The 18,254-nt window shown below is 71.3% G+C and carries 19 protein-coding genes; 6 read left to right on the top strand and 13 right to left on the bottom strand.

Features of this window, described 5'->3' with window-relative positions; all coding sequences use genetic code 11:
- Nucleotides 1-388 precede the first annotated feature (388 nt).
- On the top strand, nucleotides 389-1,003 hold the full coding sequence (locus AB0C16_RS25835; RefSeq protein ID WP_357686490.1) for a TetR family transcriptional regulator: 615 nt from the start codon (nucleotides 389-391) through the stop codon (nucleotides 1,001-1,003).
- A gap of 182 nt (nucleotides 1,004-1,185) precedes the next feature.
- Here the strand turns inward: AB0C16_RS25835 and AB0C16_RS25840 are convergent, their stop codons facing one another.
- The 4 genes from AB0C16_RS25840 to AB0C16_RS25855 all read right to left on the bottom strand — a co-directional run bounded on the left by AB0C16_RS25840 (nucleotide 1,186) and on the right by AB0C16_RS25855 (nucleotide 5,552).
- Nucleotides 1,186-2,592, bottom strand: coding sequence for an aldehyde dehydrogenase family protein (locus AB0C16_RS25840; protein ID WP_357686491.1), 1,407 nt, complete (start codon nucleotides 2,590-2,592; stop codon nucleotides 1,186-1,188).
- On the bottom strand, nucleotides 2,589-3,617 hold the full coding sequence (locus AB0C16_RS25845) for a nitrilase-related carbon-nitrogen hydrolase (RefSeq protein ID WP_357686492.1): 1,029 nt from the start codon (nucleotides 3,615-3,617) through the stop codon (nucleotides 2,589-2,591). The genes AB0C16_RS25840 and AB0C16_RS25845 overlap by 4 nt, the downstream gene beginning before the upstream one ends.
- A gap of 175 nt (nucleotides 3,618-3,792) precedes the next feature.
- Complete coding sequence (locus tag AB0C16_RS25850) at nucleotides 3,793-4,494, bottom strand: ABC transporter ATP-binding protein (RefSeq protein WP_357686493.1); 702 nt, start codon at nucleotides 4,492-4,494, stop codon at nucleotides 3,793-3,795.
- A complete protein-coding gene (locus AB0C16_RS25855; protein WP_357686494.1) occupies nucleotides 4,491-5,552 on the bottom strand; it encodes an FtsX-like permease family protein in 1,062 nt (353 codons plus the stop codon). The genes AB0C16_RS25850 and AB0C16_RS25855 overlap by 4 nt, the downstream gene beginning before the upstream one ends.
- Before the next feature lie 171 nt (nucleotides 5,553-5,723).
- Between AB0C16_RS25855 and AB0C16_RS25860 the strand changes: the two genes are divergently transcribed.
- The gene (locus AB0C16_RS25860; RefSeq protein ID WP_357686495.1) at nucleotides 5,724-6,914 is read left to right on the top strand and encodes a sensor histidine kinase; all 1,191 of its coding nucleotides are present in this window, start codon (nucleotides 5,724-5,726) and stop codon (nucleotides 6,912-6,914) included.
- Complete coding sequence (locus tag AB0C16_RS25865; protein WP_357686496.1) at nucleotides 6,911-7,534, top strand: response regulator transcription factor; 624 nt, start codon at nucleotides 6,911-6,913, stop codon at nucleotides 7,532-7,534. The genes AB0C16_RS25860 and AB0C16_RS25865 overlap by 4 nt, the downstream gene beginning before the upstream one ends.
- A gap of 30 nt (nucleotides 7,535-7,564) precedes the next feature.
- On the opposite strand, the gene AB0C16_RS25870 is transcribed toward AB0C16_RS25865, so the two are convergent.
- Nucleotides 7,565-8,074 carry a signal peptidase II gene (locus AB0C16_RS25870; protein WP_357686497.1) on the bottom strand — a complete coding sequence of 170 codons (510 nt, stop codon included), beginning with the start codon at nucleotides 8,072-8,074 and terminating at the stop codon, nucleotides 7,565-7,567.
- A 226-nt stretch (nucleotides 8,075-8,300) separates the two neighbouring features.
- On the opposite strand from AB0C16_RS25870, the gene AB0C16_RS25875 reads away from it, so the two are divergent.
- Both AB0C16_RS25875 and AB0C16_RS25880 read left to right on the top strand, forming a co-directional pair.
- Nucleotides 8,301-8,645: a hypothetical protein gene (locus AB0C16_RS25875; RefSeq protein WP_357686498.1), complete on the top strand. Its 345-nt coding sequence runs from the start codon at nucleotides 8,301-8,303 to the stop codon at nucleotides 8,643-8,645.
- Between the two features lie 13 nt (nucleotides 8,646-8,658).
- Nucleotides 8,659-9,471: an IclR family transcriptional regulator gene (locus tag AB0C16_RS25880; protein ID WP_357686499.1), complete on the top strand. Its 813-nt coding sequence runs from the start codon at nucleotides 8,659-8,661 to the stop codon at nucleotides 9,469-9,471.
- A 190-nt stretch (nucleotides 9,472-9,661) separates the two neighbouring features.
- Here AB0C16_RS25880 and AB0C16_RS25885 read toward each other — a convergent pair whose 3' ends face one another.
- The 3 genes from AB0C16_RS25885 to AB0C16_RS25895 all read right to left on the bottom strand — a co-directional run bounded on the left by AB0C16_RS25885 (nucleotide 9,662) and on the right by AB0C16_RS25895 (nucleotide 12,256).
- A complete protein-coding gene (locus AB0C16_RS25885; protein WP_357686500.1) occupies nucleotides 9,662-10,900 on the bottom strand; it encodes a DUF4437 domain-containing protein in 1,239 nt (412 codons plus the stop codon).
- A gap of 167 nt (nucleotides 10,901-11,067) precedes the next feature.
- Nucleotides 11,068-11,520, bottom strand: coding sequence for a DUF3598 family protein (locus AB0C16_RS25890; protein WP_357686502.1), 453 nt, complete (start codon nucleotides 11,518-11,520; stop codon nucleotides 11,068-11,070).
- Nucleotides 11,521-11,533: 13 nt separating this feature from the next.
- Nucleotides 11,534-12,256: a VIT1/CCC1 transporter family protein gene (locus tag AB0C16_RS25895; RefSeq protein ID WP_357686503.1), complete on the bottom strand. Its 723-nt coding sequence runs from the start codon at nucleotides 12,254-12,256 to the stop codon at nucleotides 11,534-11,536.
- Nucleotides 12,257-12,367: 111 nt separating this feature from the next.
- Between AB0C16_RS25895 and AB0C16_RS25900 the strand changes: the two genes are divergently transcribed.
- Nucleotides 12,368-12,958: a neocarzinostatin apoprotein domain-containing protein gene (locus tag AB0C16_RS25900; protein WP_357686504.1), complete on the top strand. Its 591-nt coding sequence runs from the start codon at nucleotides 12,368-12,370 to the stop codon at nucleotides 12,956-12,958.
- Between the two features lie 40 nt (nucleotides 12,959-12,998).
- On the opposite strand, the gene AB0C16_RS25905 is transcribed toward AB0C16_RS25900, so the two are convergent.
- The 5 genes from AB0C16_RS25905 to AB0C16_RS25925 are packed head-to-tail and all read right to left on the bottom strand — an operon-like array spanning nucleotide 12,999 to nucleotide 18,195.
- Nucleotides 12,999-13,976: an oligopeptide/dipeptide ABC transporter ATP-binding protein gene (locus tag AB0C16_RS25905; protein WP_357686506.1), complete on the bottom strand. Its 978-nt coding sequence runs from the start codon at nucleotides 13,974-13,976 to the stop codon at nucleotides 12,999-13,001.
- Nucleotides 13,964-14,890: an ABC transporter ATP-binding protein gene (locus AB0C16_RS25910; RefSeq protein ID WP_357686507.1), complete on the bottom strand. Its 927-nt coding sequence runs from the start codon at nucleotides 14,888-14,890 to the stop codon at nucleotides 13,964-13,966. Before AB0C16_RS25910 ends, AB0C16_RS25905 begins: the two co-directional genes overlap by 13 nt.
- Nucleotides 14,883-16,415 carry an ABC transporter substrate-binding protein gene (locus AB0C16_RS25915; protein ID WP_357686508.1) on the bottom strand — a complete coding sequence of 511 codons (1,533 nt, stop codon included), beginning with the start codon at nucleotides 16,413-16,415 and terminating at the stop codon, nucleotides 14,883-14,885. The genes AB0C16_RS25910 and AB0C16_RS25915 overlap by 8 nt, the downstream gene beginning before the upstream one ends.
- Complete coding sequence (locus tag AB0C16_RS25920) at nucleotides 16,415-17,242, bottom strand: ABC transporter permease (protein ID WP_357686509.1); 828 nt, start codon at nucleotides 17,240-17,242, stop codon at nucleotides 16,415-16,417. Before AB0C16_RS25920 ends, AB0C16_RS25915 begins: the two co-directional genes overlap by 1 nt.
- Entirely contained in the window at nucleotides 17,239-18,195 is a 957-nt protein-coding gene (locus AB0C16_RS25925) for an ABC transporter permease (RefSeq protein ID WP_357686510.1), read from the bottom strand. Before AB0C16_RS25925 ends, AB0C16_RS25920 begins: the two co-directional genes overlap by 4 nt.
- Nucleotides 18,196-18,254: the final 59 nt, after the last annotated feature.

Genomic DNA, 18,254 nt, shown 5'->3' on the forward strand with positions numbered 1-18,254 from the left:
GCCGTCGTTGGTGATCGTGGGGGCGCCCCACTTCTTCTCCAGCACGACGTTGCGGCCCTTGGGGCCGAGGGTCACCTTGACGGCGTCGGCGAGCTGGTTCATACCGCGCTCGAGACCGCGCCGGGCGTCCTCGTCAAACGCGATCATTTTCGAAGTCATCCCTGCTCCTGCTCTCGATAGGGGGTCTCCGGGACGGCGCCCGCGACGGACGGTCCGCCGGCGGGCGGCCGGCCTGCCGGCCGGCCTGCCGGCGGACCTCGCCGTCCCGGCACACGCCTGTGGTTGGCACTCTCCAGGCGCAAGTGCCAGGCGCTCCACCGCACTCTACCCACAACTTGCGTGTCACGCACCTAGTGCGCGCCGCGCAACATCGGGTAGAGTCGACACCATGAACGACGACGCCATGGACCTCCGGGCACGCAACAGCCAGGCCACCCGGGAGGCGATCGGCCAGGCCGCGCTGCGCCTGGCCATCGAGCAAGGCCCCAACGGGCTGGCCCTTGTCCGCGTCCATGACATCGCCACGGCCGCGGGAGTCTCACCCCGCACCTACAACAACTACTTCTCCAGCAGGGCGGAGGCGATCTGCGCCTTCCAGGCCGACCAGTCCAGGCGCGCGGGGCAGGCGCTGCGCTCCCGGCCCGCCGACGAGCCGCTCGGCCAGGCCGTCATCGCGGCCGTGATCGAGCTCTACACCAACCCCGAGCCCGACAAGGCCGGCCTGCGCATGATCATGTCGACGCCCGAGCTGGAGGGCGAGGCGCTGAAGGCGTTCAGCATGGCCGAGGGCCCGCTCGCCGAGGCGATCGCCACGCGCACCGGCGCCGACCCCGGCCGCGACCTGTTCCCCGCCGTCACGGCCGCGGCGGTCGTCGGCACCGTCCGCGTGGCGGGACGGCGCTGGCTCGAGCCCGGCAACACCGAATCCTTCGCCGCCACCCTGCGCCGCGCCCTGTCCTGCGTCTTTCCCGTCGCGCCACCCGAAGGCCCGCAGGATCGGTGACCAGGGCATTCCCGCCCTGATCGTCACGGGTGTTCACCAACCTCCGCCGGCTGGTCCGGGGGGAGCCGGGTGAGGGGAGCGGATCAGAGGAGGACGGCGCCGACGCCCACTGCCGGTCCGGCGGCCGGAGACCGGGCCACGGCCGCAGCTACGACCGGCGCCCTGCGCTGCCGGGGGGCACGTCAGTGCCACCAGGGGTCGGGGTCGGGCGACAGGTTGACCAGCTGGGCCTGGTGGCGCACGAATCGCGAGAGAGCGGCCGGGCCCATGCGTGATCCGCCCAGGCCGGAGAACTTGAAGGAGTTCTTCGTTCCCTCGTGGACGAAGGCGGTCAGCGCCGCGTCGTTCACGCTCACGGCGCCGACCTGGAGCCGGGAGGCGACCTCCAGGGCGGCCGGGGTGCTCGATCCGAAAACAGCGCCCGACAGGCCGAAAGCCGAGTCGTTGGCCAGCGCCACGGCGTGCTCGACGTCGCGGACCGGCATGATCGGGATGATCGGCCCGAAGGTCTCCTCGGTCATGACCAGCATGGTGTGGTCCACGCCGGTCAACACGGTGGGCCGGCACCACCGGCCGCCGCCGAGTGTCTCGACCCGGCCGCCACACCGTGCGACGGCACCCCGGGCGAAGGCGTCGGCGAGGTGCCGCTCGATGATCCGCGCCTGGCCGGGGTCGATCAGCGGGCCGATCCGGCCCCCCTCGGCCGTCAGCCGGAGCCCTGCCGCCTTGGCCGTGATCAGCTCAGCGAACTCCTCGAACAGCGGCTCCTCGACGTAGACCCGCTCGATCGACAGGCAGGACTGCCCGGCATTGGCGGTGGCACCCCACAGGATGGCCGAACCGGCCCGCTCCAGATCGGCCCCGGCAAGGACGATCGCGGGATCCTTGCCGCCGAGTTCGAGGAAGGCCGGGATGAACGCCGCCGCGGCGGCCGCGCCGACAGCGCGGCCGGTGGGCACGCTGCCGGTGAAGGCGAGCACGTCGACCAGGCCGACCAGCTCGGCGCCGACGTCACCGCCCCCCTCGACGAGGCACATCACCTCGGACAGGGCGGGCACCCGGCGGACGGTCTCCATGAGAGGGGCGATGAAGCGCGGGGTGACCTCGCTCGGTTTCGCCAGGACGGCGCACCCCGCGGCGAGCGCCGGGATGACGTCGATGAGACCCAGCAGGAGCGGGAAGTTCCATGGGCTGATGACTCCGGCGAGCTGATACGGCAGCAGCGCTCCGCGTATCTCGATGCTCGTGACCGCCGAAGTGCCCGGAGGCGGCGGGGTCAGCAGCGCGGGCGCCTGCGCGGCCCAGCGTTCCAGCATGCCCAGCACGCCGCGCAGCTCCATGACCGATTCGAGGTGCCGCCCGGTGTCGGCGCTCAGCGCGGTCACCATGGTGTCCTGCGCGGCGGCGAGTTCGTCCCGCCAGGCCAGCAGCGCCGCGGCGCGCCCGTGCGCGCCCAGCTCGGCCCAGCGCGGCTGCGCGCCGCGCAACCGCGACACGATCTCAGCCAGCTCGGTGGGCGAGGGCGGGCACAGCTCGCGCTCCACCTCGCCGGTGAGGGGATCGCGTATCTGGTACGACCCGCGCGTCATGAGATCACCCCAGCCTCGCGCAACCGGTCGAGCGTCGCGCGCTGCCGCCGGCCGAACCAGCTCCGATCGGGCACGGCGTCGCCCAGCTCGTCGGGGCGTTCGCCTTCGAGCCTGCCGTACTCGCCGGCCCAGAGAGCGGGCTTGGCGCGAGAGAGCAGGTTGCCCATGCCGGGCCGCGCCCGGTGGCGACGCAGCGCGGCCAGGTCGAGCTCGGCCGCGGCCACCAGGCTCTCGCCCGGCCCGGCCTGAGCCAGCACCCGGCCCTCGAAGTCGATCAGCTCGGAGCCGCCGGAGGTGGAGTCGGCCGGGATCGCGATGCCGGTCAGGCCGCCGCTGTTGGCGGAGACGAGGTAGGCGAGGTTCTCGATGGCACGGGCCCGGCGGGCGATCGCCTTGGGCGTGAGCCGCGGGCTGGAGGCCTCGGACGTCGGCTGGCACAGCACCTCGGCGCCGCGCAGGGCCAGGGAACGGGACAACTCGGGATAGAGGATCTCCTCCGAGGACAGGCAGGCCAGGTTGCCGAGCGGTGTGCGGGCCACCGGCAGCACCGAGTCCCGGCCGTAGGCGTCCAGGTAGCGGCTCCACACGTCGTAGGGAGTGGGCGAGTACATCGAGTACAGCCGCCTGGCACGCAGCACCTCCTCTCCGGTGGGGCCGAGGACGACACAGGCCTGGAAGTACAGGTCGGGGAAGTGCGGATCGCTCTCGTAGGCGTTGACGACCAGGTGGATCCCCTGCTCCTGGGCGATCGCGCCCAGCGCCTCGTACTCCGGTCCGCCGGGTGGGAGCGCGGCCTTGTCCCGCCAGGCGGGGATGGGCTCGCCCAGGGGGAACCCGGTCAGCGCGTACTCGGGCAGCACCACCAGCCGCAGGTCGGGCCCGATCCAGGCGCGCGACGCGCGGATCTGGGCGCCGATCCGGGCGATGGCCGTTTCGATCGCGGCACGGGCGTCGGTCACGGACAGGCCGGTGACCGAGTGGGTCGCGGTCTGCAGAGCCAGTGCGCGGTATGAGGTGTTCGTCACTCAGGCCTTCCCGGTTTGAAACGGCGTTCCTCAAAATGGAAAGTACACCGGACCCCGCGCCGGCGGAAGAAACAACGTGACGCCGCACGAAGCCCCGGCCGGGCATCCACCGCGCGACGCCCTGGGATCACCCCAGGACTCCTCGCGCCGGCCGGACCGAGGCGATCGCCTTGGATCAGCGGGCGGCCCGGCCGCTGATGGCGGGGACTTCCGCGGTGAGCCTGCCGTCGGCCATGGCGAGCACGGTGTCCACTGCCGACAGGGCGGCCAGGTCGTGCGTGACCATGACAGTGGCCAGGCCGTTCTCCTTGGTCAGGTCGGCGAGCAGGGAGACGATCTGTTCACCGCGCCGGTGGTCGAGGGCGCTGGTCGGCTCATCCACGAGCAGGACCTCCGGCGAGTTCATCAGCGCCCTGGCGATGTTGACGCGCTGCCGCTCGCCTCCCGACAGCTCGTGCGGGCGCCTGCGCTCCTTGTCCGCCAGGCCCACGGCGTGCAGGAGCTCGCGAGCCCGGACCGCGGCGTCACGGACAGGCCGCCCGGCCAGGTGGGCCATGACCAGCAGCTGTTCGAGCGTGGTGAGCGAGGACAGAAGGTTCGCCTGCTGGAACACGATCCCGATGTTGTCGCGACGGATCCGGGTCCGGGTGGCGGGAGAGGCGGTGGAGACGTCGTGCCCGGCGACCGACACGTCCCCTGAGGCGGGGGCGATGAGGGTGGCGGCCACGGCGAGCAGGCTGGACTTGCCCGAGCCGGAAGGGCCGACGACGGCGGTGAACTCGCCCGGCGCGACGGCCAGCCCGACGTGGTCGAGCGCGGTGAGCGTACGGTCGCCGTCGGGGTAGGTCAGGACGACATCGGTGAGCTTGAGGGTCATCGGGCTGCTCCCAGGGCGATCAGCGGGTCGACGGAGGTGATCTTGCGGATGGCCAGGCCGGCGCCGAGTGCGCCGAGCAGGACCATCACGGCGACGGGGACGACCGTCGTGGCGGCGGTCAGCACGAACGGAACCGTGCCATCGGCCAGCGCGCCGAGCCCCGCCCCGAGCGCTCCGCCGACGCCCGCGCCGAGCAACAGGACGATGACGGCCTGGGCGAGCGCGTCGCGCAGCAGGTAGCCGGTGCTCGCGCCGAGCGCCTTGAGCACCGCGACGTCGCCGCGCCGCTGGATCGTCCAGACGGTGAAGAAGGCGCCGATGACCAGGGCGGAGATGGCGAACAGGAAGCCGCGCATGAGCTGGAGCGAACCGTTCTCGGAGGAGAACGAGCCGATCGCGGCCGGCGCGTCGGCCAGCGGCACGGTGGTGGTGCCCAGCCGCTCGTCGGCGCCGGCCAGGTCGGCTTCGCCGCTGGTCCGCAGGGCCAGGACCGTCGCGACGGTGTCCGCGCCCCCCTGGCGGCCCATCCACTCCCAGTCGCCGATGCTGATCCAGGCGACCGGGGTGTGGCTGTAGGACGCCTCGCCTCCATCACCCGCCACGGTGAAGTCGCGCCCGGAGATCCGCACCTTGTCGCCGGAGGTCAGGCCCGTCTCGGTGGCCAGCGCGGCCGACAGGACGACCGTGCCGGTGCCGACCGTGTCTCCGGCGAGCTCGCCGCCGGGCCGCGCGCCGAAGACGGCGACTCCCGCGCTCTCCTCCCCATACGTGAGGCGGCCCATGGAGACGCCGAGGCGCTCGGCCGTGACGCCGTCCACCTCCTGCCAGCCCTTCCAGACGGCGTCGGTGATCCGGCTGTCGGCGAAGGCCGGTTTCTCGCCGCCGTCGAAGACGATGTGGTCGGCGGGCAGGTTCTCGATGGCGGAGATGTTCTCCCTGGCCAGCCCGGCGGTGAGCCCGGAGAGCATGGTCACCAGAAGCGTGATGAGAAAGACGACGGCGCCCATCAGGGCGAACCGTCCTTTGGCGAAACGCAGGTCTCTGAGCGCCACGAACACGGCGCATCCCCCCGTGAAGTCTGGACTGGTCTGTGTGCTCTCCAGCGTGCTCGGGCCGACCCGGCCGGCGCATCGTGAGGAAGACCCGTGTGTCGTCGCTCCTTCGGACAGCCGGAATACACCTTTTGAACGATGCGAGGGCTGACCGATCTCACCTACTCTGAGTTAGAGATGATGAACTTTCCGTTCCCGCCGGCGCTCCGGTTGCTCAGGTGGGTGATCCATGGCACGTTCGCGATCCTTCTGGTGATCGCGCTGGCCGGTGTCGCGCGCCAGGGACAGAGCGCCCTCGTGGCGGGCGGCGTGGCCTTGGGAGTCCTGTACGGGATGGGCATCGTCATCGAGGGACGCCTGCCGCACTTCGGCGAACCCGCTCACCTGATGCTGGGCCGGGTCTGGCTGGTGGTGGTCACGTTCGGCTGGGCGGCGCTGGCCCTGGCCGCGCCCCAGTTCGTCTGGCTGGCCTTCCCGCTGTTCTTCGCCTACCTGCACGTGTTGCCGCTGGCGGTCGCCCTGCCCGGAGTGGCCGTGCTGACCGTGGCGGCGATCGCCGCCTCCGGCTGGCACGAGCACGGGCTGAGCGCGGCTCAGGTGGTGGGTCCCACCATCGGCGCCGTCGTGGCCACGCTCATGGCACTGGTGTACAAGGCGCTCCACTCCGAGAGCGAGCAGCGCCGGGAGCTGATCGACGACCTGGTCCGCACCCGGGGCAAGCTGGTCGAGGCCGAGAGCGACGCGGCGCGGCTGGCCGAGCGGGAGAGACTGGCCAGGGAGATCCACGACACCCTGGCGCAGGGCATGTCCAGCATCATCCTGCTGCTGCGCGCCGCCCACCGGGACCTGGCCGACCGGCCGGAGGAGGCCGGCCGGCGGATGGCCGAGGCCGAACGCGCCGCGCGGGAGAACCTGGAAGAGGCGCGCAACTTCGTCCGCGCGCTCGCGCCGCCCGCTCTGCAGCACTCCTCCCTGGCCGCCGCCCTGCACCGGATCGGCGCCACCGCCACCGCGGGCGCCTCGACGCGCATCCGGGTCGAGGTGTCCGGCACGCCGGTGCCGCTCCCCGCCGCCTACGACCTGGCTCTGCTGCGCATCACCCAGGGCGCCCTGGGCAACGTCAGCCGCCACTCCACGGCCGCCAACGCCGGAGTGACCCTCACCTATCTGGACGACATGGTCGTGCTGGACGTGGTCGACGACGGCCGCGGATTCGACCCGGAGGCGGCCACGGGGTTCGGCCTGCGCGCCATGCGCGAGCGGGTGGCCGCCCTGGGCGGCGCGCTCACCGTCGAATCGGCTCCCGGCGAGGGTACGGCCATCGCCGCCACCCTGCCGCTGCCTCCGGTCGCGGAAGTCCGGACATGATCCGCATCGTCCTGGTCGACGACCATCCCGTCGTGCGCTCCGGCATCCGCGCGATGCTGGCCGGGCAGCCCGACTTCGACCTGGTCGGCGAGGCGGCCACGGGGGAGAGGGGCGCCGAGCTGGCCGCCCTGCTCGCGCCCGACGTGGTCCTGATGGACCTCCAGCTCGGCGCGGGCATCCACGGCAGCGAGGCCACCCGGCGCATCGTCGCCCTCGGCGGCCCCCGCGTGCTCGTGCTGACGACCTTCGACACCGACTCCGACATCCTGGCCGCGATCGACGCGGGCGCGACCGGCTACCTGCTGAAGGACGCTCCCTCCGAGGAGTTGCACGCCGCCATCCGCTCGGCCGCGAGCGGCGCCAGCGCCCTGGCGCCGAGCGTCGCCTCCCGGCTGCTGGGCCGGGTGCGGACCCCGGACGCCACCCTCAGCCCCAGGGAGCTGGAGGTCCTCGGCCACGTGGCAGAGGGCCTGTCCAACCGCCAGATCAGCAAGCGGATGTTCCTCAGCGAGACCACCGTCAAGACCCACCTGGTGCACATCTACGCCAAGCTCGACGTCGACTCGCGCACCGCCGCCGTCGCCGCCGCGACGAGAAAGGGACTCATCCGGCCGCGGTGACCTCTGACGAGCCGGATGACTCCCACGCCTTCAGAGGGAGCCTTCATCCGCAGAAGGCAGGGGACGGCGCTCAGAGGTGCCCTCGTCGGTCACGTCCCCGAGGGGGACGTTGCGCAGGCTGAGCAGCGCGAGCAGGGCACAGCTTCCGGTGAGGGCGATGTCGGCGACGTTGCCGACGAACAGGCCGCCGTAGCTGATGAAGTCGACAACATGCCCCTGACCGAAGCCGGGTGGACGCAAGAGGCGATCAAGCAGGTGGGACGCGGCACCGCCCAGGAGCCCGCCCAGCACGGCGGTCCAGGCGGGCGAGCGCAGCCGCCGCCCGGTGTACAGGACGGCAACGACCGCGATGGCCGACGTCAGGGCGAACACCCACGTCATCTCCGTCCCGATCGAGAACGCGGCGCCGGGGTTGTACAGCAGCCGCAGCTGGATCAGCCGCGGGATCACCGTGACGCGCTCGCCGTCCGAGAGCGCCGAGATCGCCCAAGTCTTCGACGCCTGGTCCGCGAAAAGGACCACCGCGGCCAGCGCGATCATCCACCCGTACAGCCGTGGCTTTCCCGTCACCGTCCGCAAACTCCATCCGACTGGCACATTCCCCGCAATCTGCGACTTTCGCCTCGAATCCTATAGATCGAATCCTGTCTCCGGCGGCCGTGGGCAGCGGTCATCGCCACGACACAGACGATCCCCAAGGTGTTCCAATTTAAGGAAAGCTGTTCCAGACTGGAGGTGTGCGTCACACATCGCGAGAGGCTGCTGCATGATCTACCTCGTCTACCGGATGCGGCTCACCGAGGCCGCCCGCCGGGACATGAAGTCCTTCTGGGCCTGGCTGGAGCAGCGCGAGCGCTTCTTCTACCGTGACCTGCCCATGGTCAGGGAGGTGCGCTGGTACTACAGCGTCGTCGGCGACGTCTACGTGCTGGAGAACTGGGCCGCCTTCGACGACGAGTCGGCCTGGGGCGACTACCGTGCGCGGCTCGCCGAGCTCAAGAGCGACCAGGGCTGGGAGAACGAACGGGTCTCACAGGAAACGTGGTGGGATTTCCTCGACACTAGGATCGTCACCGACCCGCCCGTGCCGGTGGGACTGGGGCGCCGATGAGTAGGAACACCACATGCCGATCGACACCTCCAAACCACTACGCCGCCGCGGCGGTGAGGGCGCCAGCCAGACCGTCGCCACCGTGGAACGAGCCGCCGACGTGTTCGTCCTGTTCGCCGATCCGGACGCTCGCACGCTGGGAGTCACGGAGATCGCCGAAAAGCTGGAGATGTCCAAGGCGGCGGTGCACCGCATCCTGGCTTCGCTGCGGTTGCGCGGCCTGATCGACCTGGACGAGGAGACCCGTCGCTACTCACTCGGGCTGACGGCGATGCGGCTGGGCCTGGCCTACCTCGACCGGCTCGACGTCCGCCGCCTGGCGGCCCCCGAGCTGGTCGCCCTGTCGCGGACGTTGTCCGAGACCGCCACCCTGTCCATCCGCACCGGATCGTCGCGCGTCTACGTCGACCAGGTCACCCCCAGCCGGGAAGTGATCATGTCGGTGACGCTGGGGGTGAGCTACCCGCTGCACGCCGGCGCCTCATCCAAGGCGTTCCTGGCCTTCCTGTCGGAAGAGGAGGTGGACGCCTACTTCCGCACCGTCCCGCTCAACCGGCTGACCGAGCGCACGCTCGTCCACGAGGACGTGCTGCGCAAGGACCTGGCCGCGATCCGCCGCCGGGGATACGCCAAATCCACCGCCGAGCGCCAGCCGGGCTCCGCCTCGGTGGCCGCGCCCATCTTCGACCATCACGGCGCCCCTGTCGCCGTGCTGAGCGTCTGCGGTCCGCAGGAGCGTTTCCGCGGTGAGGAGAAGCAGTGCGCCGAGGCGCTGCTGGAGGCCACCGGCAGGCTCTCGGCCCGGATGGGCCATGTCCCGAAGTGAAACACCCTGACGGCCGCCAGAGCGGGCCGGCTCCCCTCCTCCACCGCGGCGGGATCCGCTGACGACCGAGCCGGCTCACGCTCGGCCGGCTCAGTGATGCGCCGGCTCAGTGATGCGCCGGCTCAGTGATGCGCCGGCTCAGTGATGCGCCGACTCTCAGTGATGCGCCGACTCTCAGTGATGCGCCGGCTCACATGCCGTCGGTGCTCCAGCGCCCGGCGGAGCGGCTGCGGACCGGGAGGCTGGAGACGATCGGAGCCGGGATGGGGTCGCCGGCCTTCCACGGGCGGCCCGCTCCCCAGTTGTGCGAACCACCGTCGGCGCGCTCGTCGGCGTGTTCCAGAGAATGAGGGTCTGCTCCCCAGTCGGCGGTCACCTCGTGGTCGTGGTCGTGGTCGTGGTCGCTGTGGTCATGCTCGCCGTGCTCGCCGTGCTCGCCGTGGCCGCCCTGGAGGCGGACCGCGTCCAGGGCCTTGGCGATGGCCAGCAGGCTCTTGTCGGCGCCGGTGCCGTGCGGCACGAAGTCGGCGTCCGTGGCGCCCTGCTCCCGCGCGTAGGCCAGCGAGGCCCGCAGGTCGGCCAGGTCGCGCTCGCTGCGCTCGGGCGAGCCCTTGCCCAGGTCGTGGCTGGACTGTGACCAGCGCATCCGGCCGCCGTCCGCGCCGTAGTTGACCGCCTCGCCGCCCCAGCGCACCCACTCGTTCTGGGTGTACCAGTTCTGCAGCTCCCCGTCGGAGCGCAGCAGCCAGGTCACGCCGCCCTCCATCGTGGTGAAGTGGCCGTGCTTGACCCGCGCCGGGCGGAAGAAGTACGTGCCGCCGACCAGCGTGCCGAAGTTGTATTCCATCCGGCCTTCGATGGTGTAGGCCTCCTCGTAGCACGGGTGGTGGGCGAGGCGGTGATCGGACCAGCCCTCCTGGGAGTGCACCAGGCGGGTGTAGAAGCCGGTGACCGGGTCGATGTGCAGGTATTTGATGAAAAGTCCGGGCATCGGCCCGGCGTTGGGGACCGCGTCCCAGGTCATGGCGTCCGAGTCGGCCACCGTGACATCCCCGCGGGCGTCGGCCCAGCGGCCCGCGCCGAGATCGAACCCGGCGTCGCCGTACTCGCGGTAGTGCAGGATCCTGGTGCCCTCGGCGAAAGTGATCGTCTCGGTGGGGACCCCCTTGGGAGCGTGGACGTAACCGCCCTTGCCGATGAGACGGCCGTCGTAGGTCATGGAGCCGTCGAGCACGTAGTACTCGGTGTCGGCGTGGTGGACGCCGGGCCCGCGGCCCCAGTCCGTGTGGAAGTCGATGCGCAGGGAGGAGGAGCCGTCCTCCTCGTCGACCGACAGCCGCCGCTCGCTCGTCCGGCCCTCGCCGCCGACCAGTTCGGCGCCGTGCCAGACGTAGTCCTTCTCGTGAATGAGTTCAACGTGGGGACGCATGTGACTCCTTGAGCTCTCGCTTGGGCACCTTGCCCGCCGCGCTGCGGAGCGGCGGGAACGATGCGGACGACCTTGGGAATCGTGCGGCCTGCCGGGCGGGGGGCACAGCCGAGCCTCTCGCCATGGACAGCTGTCCTTTCACAGCAGGACGCGGGTCTCGTGTCCTTTCACGGCAGGACGCGGGTCTCGTCGATCAGGGTGCGCTGCACGCAGACTCCGCCGCGGATCCACTGCCAGACGCGGCTGCGGCTGTTGCCGTCCGGGCTCAGCACGATCAGCTCGAACAGCCGCAGATCGGCGCCGTGCTCCTTGTAGATCCAGGACAGGTAGATGGTGTCGTCGTCGACCGCCCAGAACTCGCCCCTGATCCTGTCGGTGTCGAAGGCGCACCGGCCCCCGCCCAGATAGGTGCCGGGGAAACGGTGCTCCTCGGTTCTCCCGTCGGGCCAGGTGTAGCGGTTGACCTGGTAGTAGTCCCATTCCCCGTCTGCCGGGAAGGAGCAGGTCAGCTCCGCGCGGTGCGCGTCGATGATCTTCCCGGCAGGGTCGACGTAGGTGTAGGCGCCCTCCCACCGGCCCTCGTGCCGGGCGAGCAGCGGCATCTCTTCCCGGATTCCCATCGTCCTGCTCCTCTCAGGAGAGCCCGGCTCCCACCAGGCTCCCGATTCCGAACGTGACCACCGCGGCGAACCCACCCAGCGTCAGCTGCCGCAGGGCTCCCGTCCACCAGGGACGCGCGGTGAGCCGGGCGACCACGCCGCCGGCCAGCACCAGGCCCAGCACGCTGACGATCGCGGCCACCAGCAGACCGGAGGCCCCGAACACGAACGGCAGCACCGGGATGGCCGCTCCGGCGGCGAAGGCGGAGAACGACGAGCTCGCCGCCAGGTAGGGGGAGGGCAGCTGGTCGGGGTCCACGCCGAGTTCCTCCCGGACGTGCACCCGCCAGACCAGTTCCGGCTGGGCGGTGATCTGCTGGGCCACCTTGGCGGCGGTCTCCCCGTCCAGCCCGCGGGCGTTGTACAGGGCGGTGAGTTCGGCCAGTTCCCCGTCCGGGTTCCGGGCCAGCTCGGCCTTCTCGATCTCGATCTCGGCGCGCATGAGTTCGGTCTGGGAGGCCACCGAGGTGTATTCGCCGGCCGCCATCGAGCAGGCGCCCGCGGCGAGCCCGGCCAGCCCGGTGATCACGATGACGCTGTTGACGGCCCCGCCGCCCACCACGCCGCTGATCAGGGCGAAGTTGGAGACCAGGCCGTCCATGGCGCCGAAGACCGCTGGGCGGAGCCAGCCGCCGGTCACGTCGCGATGGTGCCGGTGTTTCTCGACCGAGGGGAAGGACAGAACGTCCGCGCTCATCTGCGTCCTTGGGGGGAGTTCTGACGTCTTGTTTAATGACACTATGTCGTGAAACAGTGTTCCGCAAGCGACATTCGGGGTTCCGACCAGATCGCCTCAAGGAGGCCATCGATGCCCTACAAGCCCTTTGGCTGGGCCATCGCCCTGCTCACCGCACTGGCACTGACGTCCGGTCCGGCCGCCGCCGGTACGCAGCCCGAACTGACCGTCGCACCGGCCGAAGGCGTGGCGCCCGGAGGTGAGGTCACGGTGACGGGCGCCGGTTTCACCCCCGAGACCGTGCTCTTCCTCGCGCTCTGCGACACCGGGCAGCCGCCGGGCAAGGCCTGCGACACGGGCAACTTCGCCCGGGTCACGACCGGCGCCGACGGCGGGCTGAAGGCGAAGATCAAGCTCGCGGCGACGTTCGGGACGACGGACTGCGCCGCCACCACCTGCGCTCTGATGACCAACGACCCCGCCAACCCGCGGGACACCCGCGACTTCGCGCAGGCGCCCGTCACCTTCGCCGCCCCGGCGGCCGCCACGTCCGCCCCGGCGGCATCCCCACCCACCTCCGCGCCCGCGGCCTCCCCGGCCGCCGCGGCCGAGACCACGGACGACGGCGGCCCGGACACCCTCCTGGTGGCCGGCATCGCCGTGGCCGTCCTCGTGCTGATCGGCGTGGCGGTGCTCCTGGTACGGCGGCGCCGTCCCGCCTGAGCGCGCCGGCCGGGTGGGTGGGCTCCTCGCCCACCCGGGCTCAGCCGTGGTGAGCATGGGCGATCTCTGCATCCCGCAGGCACGCGCTCCACCTGCCGCCGGGCCCGCCGGGTCCGCCGAGCTCGACCAGCGCCGGGATCTCGGCCTCACATCGGCTGGACGAGTACGGGCATCGTGGATGGAAGGCGCACCCGGAGGGCGGGCGGATCGCGGAGGGGACCTCCCCGTGCAAGGCCACCAGCCGCCGGCGGGTGGGATCGGGCACGGGAATCGCGGCCAGCAGGGTGCGCGTGTAGGGGTGGCGCGGCGCGCCGAAGACCTCCTCGGCGCTGCCGTACTCGACGATCCTGCCCAGGTACATGACGGCGACATGAGTGGCCAGGTGCCGGGCGATGTCGAGCTCGTGTGTGATCAGGATGTAGCCGAGGCCGAGGGCTTCGCGCAGATCCAGCAGCAGGTTGACCACGGTCGCCTTGACGGCGACGTCGAGGCTGGCGGTCGGCTCGTCCAGGACCACGGCCCGTGGCTGGGCGGCGAGCGCGCGGGCCACGGTGACCCGTTGCAGCTCGCCGCCGCTGATCCCGCCCGGCCGGCGGGAGACGTAGTGGGCGGGCAGCCCCACCTGCTCCAGCAGCTCGGCCACTCTGGCCGAGCGCTCGGCGGCGCCGTCGGACAGGCCGTGCACCAGCAACGGCAACCCGACGGAATGGCCGATGCTCTTGCGCGGATTCAGCGCCGCCCACGGGTTCTGAGAGACGAACTGCACACTTCGCCGCGCCGCGCGGGTCATCGCCGGTCCTGCCGGCGCGCCGGAGATCCGCACGCCGCCCGACGTGGGGGTGAGCAGCCCGACGGCGAGCCGGGCGAGGGTCGACTTGCCGCAGCCGGACTCGCCCACCACGGCGAGCGTCCGGCCGGGCAGCAGCGTCAACGAGACGTCCTGCACGGCGTGCACGACCTGGCGGCGAGAGAGCGGGTAGTGATAGCTGACGTGGTCGAGCTCGATCAGTGGGGCCACGGATGCTCCTGTGCGTGGTGGCAGCGGACCAGGTTGCCCGAGTGGATGACGGGGAGCGGGTCCTCCACCTCGCACCGGGGCAGGACGACGGGGCAGCGCGTGGCGAACGGGCAGCCCCGGGAGGCGGCCCGGCCCGGCGGAAGGCCGCCCAGCCGCTCTCCGGGCGGAGTGCGTCCTGGCAGGGCGGCCAGCAGGGCACGGGTGTAGGGGTGGGCGGGCGCGTCGAAGATCCGCTCGACGGTGCCGGTCTCGACCAGCCGCCCGCCGTACATGACGCCGACCCGGTCGCAGATCTGCGCCACGACGGCCAGATCGTGCGTGACGTACAGGATCGACAGCCCGAGCCGGTCACGCAGCTCCAGCAGCAGGCGGAGCACCTGCGCCTGAACCGTGGGGTCGAGCGTGGTGGTCGGCTCGTCGGCGATGAGCAGGTCGGGCTCTCTGGCCAGGGCGGCCAGCAGGATGAGCAGCCGCTGCAGCTGGCCGCCGGAGAAGCGATGCGGATGGTCTCTCGGGCGGTCGAGTACGGCACGCAGCCCGACCTGGGCGAGCAGGCCGGGAAGATCGGCCTGCCCGGAATGCCAGCGGAGCTGGCGCAGCACGGGGGTCACCGGGCTGAGCGAGGTCATCGGCCGCTGTGGCACCAGCCCCATGCGAGAGGAGCGCACCAGGCGCATCTCCTCTTCGGACAGGGTGGACAGGTCGTGCTCGCCGAGCCTCAAGACGCCGGCGGTCATCCTCGCCCCTTCGGGCAGGACACGGGTCAGCGCGGCGCAGACGCTGCTCTTGCCGCTGCCGGACTCACCGACCAGGCCGAGGATCTCGCCGCGGCGCAGTGTGAAGGAGACCCCGTGGACGGCCCGGACCCCCGGGTAGTCCACCTGGAGGTCGGCGATGGTGAGCAGGTCAGTCACCGGCGGTCTCCCGGGGGCGGAGCCGGGGGGTGCCCAGGCGGCTGATCTTCATGGCGGCTGGATCCAGAGGACTGACGGTCGTCCTCTGGCCGACGATCATCTTCGGGTAAACGGGCGGGAACATCACCGCGTCCCTGGCGAGCCTGGCGTTGACCTGGCCGAGAAGCCGGTCGCGTTCGGCCTGGTCGTCGGTGGTCCACATCCGTTCGATCGCGGTGTCCACCTCCTGGTTGCGATAGCCGCAGGACAGGACGCTCGTGGACAGCGCGGGAGACAGGGTGAGGTAGTTGGCGTCGCCGCTCGTGAAGCCGCTCGCGAACCTGTTCATGATCATCTGGTATCGGCCGGCGATCCACCGTTGCGCCCACGGTCCGCCCTGCAGGACCTCCAGCCTCACCGTGATCCCGGCCCGTTCCCAGTTCTGCATGAGCACCTGCGCGACGTCCTCCATGGTCTGGCCCGCGCTGACGGTGAGGGTGAAGGAGGGGTCCTTCACCCCGCTCAGCAGCTCCCGTGCCCGAGCCAGGTCGGGAGTGGCGGGGAAGATCCGGAGCTCGGGGTCGTAGCCGCGTTCGGCCGGTCCGATCGGCCCCTGACCGAGGACGGCCGCCCCGCCGAAGACCTTGTCGTTGACGGCCTGCCGGTCTATGGAGACGGCGACGGCGTGCCGGAAGTCGGCGTCGTCGAAGGGAGGGCTGCCCACCTTGACGTAGGTGAGGAGGTCGATGGGCGCGTCCACGCGATGGACGGTGACCTGCGGCCGGCCGTCGAGCAGGGGTAAGGCGGCCACGGGCAACTCCGTGGCGACGTCGATGCCGCCGGCCCGCAGATTGACCGCGCGGGTCGACCCGTCGGGGATGATCTGGAAGTCGAGCCGGGTGTAGGCCGGCTTGGGGCCGTGATAGCCGGGGTGCGCGCTCATGGAGAAGCCGAGGCCGGCGGTGACCTTGTCGAGCCGGTAGGGTCCGGTGCCCATCATGGCGTCCTTGCGCTCGGCGTAGGCCCGGTGCGTGATCGGCAGGTTGGTCAGGTGTGAGCGGAGCAGGCCGTAGGGGCGGTTGAGTTCGATCTCCACCGTGGCGGGGCCGACGGCCCTGGCGCCGGCGAAGTAGCCGAGGAAGTAGACGACCCACTCGCTGCCGCTGGCGAAGGCCGCCACGTGCGCCAGCGAGGCGACCACGTCTTCGGCGGCGAACGGGTCGCCGTTGTGGAAGGTCACCCCCTGCTTGAGAGGGATGGTCCAGGTCAGGCCGTCGGGTGAGACGACCGGGTCGGCGGCGGCCAGCAGGGGGACCGAGCGCAGGTTCGCGTCGTAGTCGTACAGGGTCTCCATCACCGGCTCGGCGATCCAGCGGGTCACCTCGCTGCCGGAGTCCAGCGGATTGAGGTTGCTCGGGCCCGCGGCCACGCCGATCCGCAGGGTGCCGCCTGCCGTGCGGGCTGCTCGTGGGGCGCAGGCGGCCGCCAGCGGTAGCGCGCCCAAGGCGGCGAGCAGGCGACGGCGGGACCATGCGGGACGACTCATCAGGCAACCCTTCGCAGCTTGTCGGTCAGTGCGTCGCCGATCAGGTTGAAACCGAGGATTCCGGCGAGCATGACCACGCCGGGGAGCACCGAATACCACCAGATGCCGGCGGGCAGGTATCCGGTTCCGCCGCCGGTCAGATTGCCGAGTGTGGCCTGGGGAAGCTGGACGCCCAGGCCGAGGAAGCCGAGTCCGCTCTCGGCGAAGACGGCCAGCGCCATGGCGAGGAAAGCCTGGACGGCCATGGCCGGGGCGACGTTGGGCAGCAGCTCACCGAGGATGATCCGCCCGCGGCGGACGCCGATCACCCGGAGCGCGGGCATGTAGTCCTGCCCCATCTCCACCAGCGTCGCCGCCCGCGCGACTCTGGCGAAGTAGGGCACGAAGGCGACGCCGAGCAGCAGCACCACCTTGACCGTCATGGTGATCGGGATCGGGCCCAGATGAACGGTGGCCGTGCCGCTGAGCCCGATGACGAACATGGCCAGCACGAACATGGGCAGCGCCTGGATGATCTCCAAGGCGCGCATGACCAGGTCGTCGAGCAGGCTGCCGCGCAGATATCCGGCCAGCAGGCCGAGCGGCAGCGCCAGCAGCAGCCCGAGCGCCACGGCGGCGAGGCTGACCAGCAGCGAGACCCGGGTCCCGGCGGCGGTGCGAGCCAGCAGGTCCCGGCCGAGCTGGTCGGTGCCGAACGGGTGCGCCAGGCTGGGCCCGGCCAGCACATCGGGACCGGTCGCGTCCGGGGCGCCGGTCAGCAGCGGGCCGAGCACGGCCAGCAGGCAGAACAGGCCCGCGCACGCGATGCCGAATCGGGTCAGGCTCACCGCAGGACCCCCTCGCGGATCCGGGGGTCGATCAGCAGCTGGGCGAGGTCGACCAGCAGGTTCGTGACGAGGTAGAGCAGCGCCACGGTCAGGCAGCAGCCGACGGCCACGGGGTAGTCCTGGCGGCGGAAGGAGTCGACCATGAGCTGACCGATGCCCGGGACGCCGAAGACGTTCTCGACCAGGATCGCCCCGCTGACCAGCATGCCGAGCATCAGGCCCATGACGGTGACCAGCGGGACCGCGGCGTTGCGCAGCGCGATCCTCCTGATCAGCTCGGCGCGCCGCATGCCCATGGTGGTGGCGAAGGAGACGTAGTCGCGATCGAGGACCTCCATGAGCGAGCCGCGCAGGGTGCGGGCCACGACCGCGAACGCGGGCAGGCCCAGGACGAAGGCGGGCAGCACCAGGCTGTTCAGATGGGCGGCCAGGCCATCGGCCGGTGGCACGTAGCCGCCGGAGGGGAACACGCCGGTGATGTAGACGCCGAAGACGAGCACACAGACGAGCCCCAGCCAGAAGCTGGGCACCGACAGCGCCACCACGCTCACCACGCGGACGAGTCCGTCGGCGAACGAGCCGCGACGCAGCGCGGCGATCGCGCCGGCGGCGACGCCCACGCCCATCCAGGCCCCCGCCGCGAGCAGACCGAGTTCGAGGGAGACGGGCAGTCTCTGGGCCAGCAGCGTCGCCACGGGCTGCTCGGAGAAGATCGAGCTGCCCAGGTCGCCGCCGAGCAACCGGCCCAGGTAACGGATGTACTGCTCGGGGATCGAGGCGTCCAGGCCGAGCCGCGTGGCCACCGCGGCCCTGCCCTCCTCGCTGTAGCTGTAGCCGAGCAGGGTGTAGAGGGGGCTCCCCGGGGAGAGCCGCAGCAGGACGAAGACCAGGGACACCACCACGAAGACCGTGGTCAGCAGGGCGATCACGCGCCGGAGGAGGTAGGAGGCCAAGAGACCACTCGTTCCCATATGCGGAAAGCCGTATAAATTGATGGAATAGTAGGCCGCCT

The organism is Nonomuraea sp. NPDC048916, from assembly GCF_040649575.1.
Lineage (GTDB): Bacteria > Actinomycetota > Actinomycetes > Streptosporangiales > Streptosporangiaceae > Nonomuraea.

Coding starts and splice junctions, on each gene's coding strand:
- AB0C16_RS25835 (WP_357686490.1), top strand. CDS start 389: ATGAACGACGACGCCATGGACCTCCGGGCACGCAACAGCCAGGCCACC.
- AB0C16_RS25840 (WP_357686491.1), bottom strand. CDS start 2,592: ATGACGCGCGGGTCGTACCAGATACGCGATCCCCTCACCGGCGAGGTG.
- AB0C16_RS25850 (WP_357686493.1), bottom strand. CDS start 4,494: ATGACCCTCAAGCTCACCGATGTCGTCCTGACCTACCCCGACGGCGAC.
- AB0C16_RS25860 (WP_357686495.1), top strand. CDS start 5,724: ATGATGAACTTTCCGTTCCCGCCGGCGCTCCGGTTGCTCAGGTGGGTG.
- AB0C16_RS25865 (WP_357686496.1), top strand. CDS start 6,911: ATGATCCGCATCGTCCTGGTCGACGACCATCCCGTCGTGCGCTCCGGC.
- AB0C16_RS25870 (WP_357686497.1), bottom strand. CDS start 8,074: ATGATCGCGCTGGCCGCGGTGGTCCTTTTCGCGGACCAGGCGTCGAAG.
- AB0C16_RS25875 (WP_357686498.1), top strand. CDS start 8,301: ATGATCTACCTCGTCTACCGGATGCGGCTCACCGAGGCCGCCCGCCGG.
- AB0C16_RS25880 (WP_357686499.1), top strand. CDS start 8,659: ATGCCGATCGACACCTCCAAACCACTACGCCGCCGCGGCGGTGAGGGC.
- AB0C16_RS25885 (WP_357686500.1), bottom strand. CDS start 10,900: ATGCGTCCCCACGTTGAACTCATTCACGAGAAGGACTACGTCTGGCAC.
- AB0C16_RS25890 (WP_357686502.1), bottom strand. CDS start 11,520: ATGGGAATCCGGGAAGAGATGCCGCTGCTCGCCCGGCACGAGGGCCGG.
- AB0C16_RS25895 (WP_357686503.1), bottom strand. CDS start 12,256: ATGAGCGCGGACGTTCTGTCCTTCCCCTCGGTCGAGAAACACCGGCAC.
- AB0C16_RS25900 (WP_357686504.1), top strand. CDS start 12,368: ATGCCCTACAAGCCCTTTGGCTGGGCCATCGCCCTGCTCACCGCACTG.
- AB0C16_RS25915 (WP_357686508.1), bottom strand. CDS start 16,415: ATGAGTCGTCCCGCATGGTCCCGCCGTCGCCTGCTCGCCGCCTTGGGC.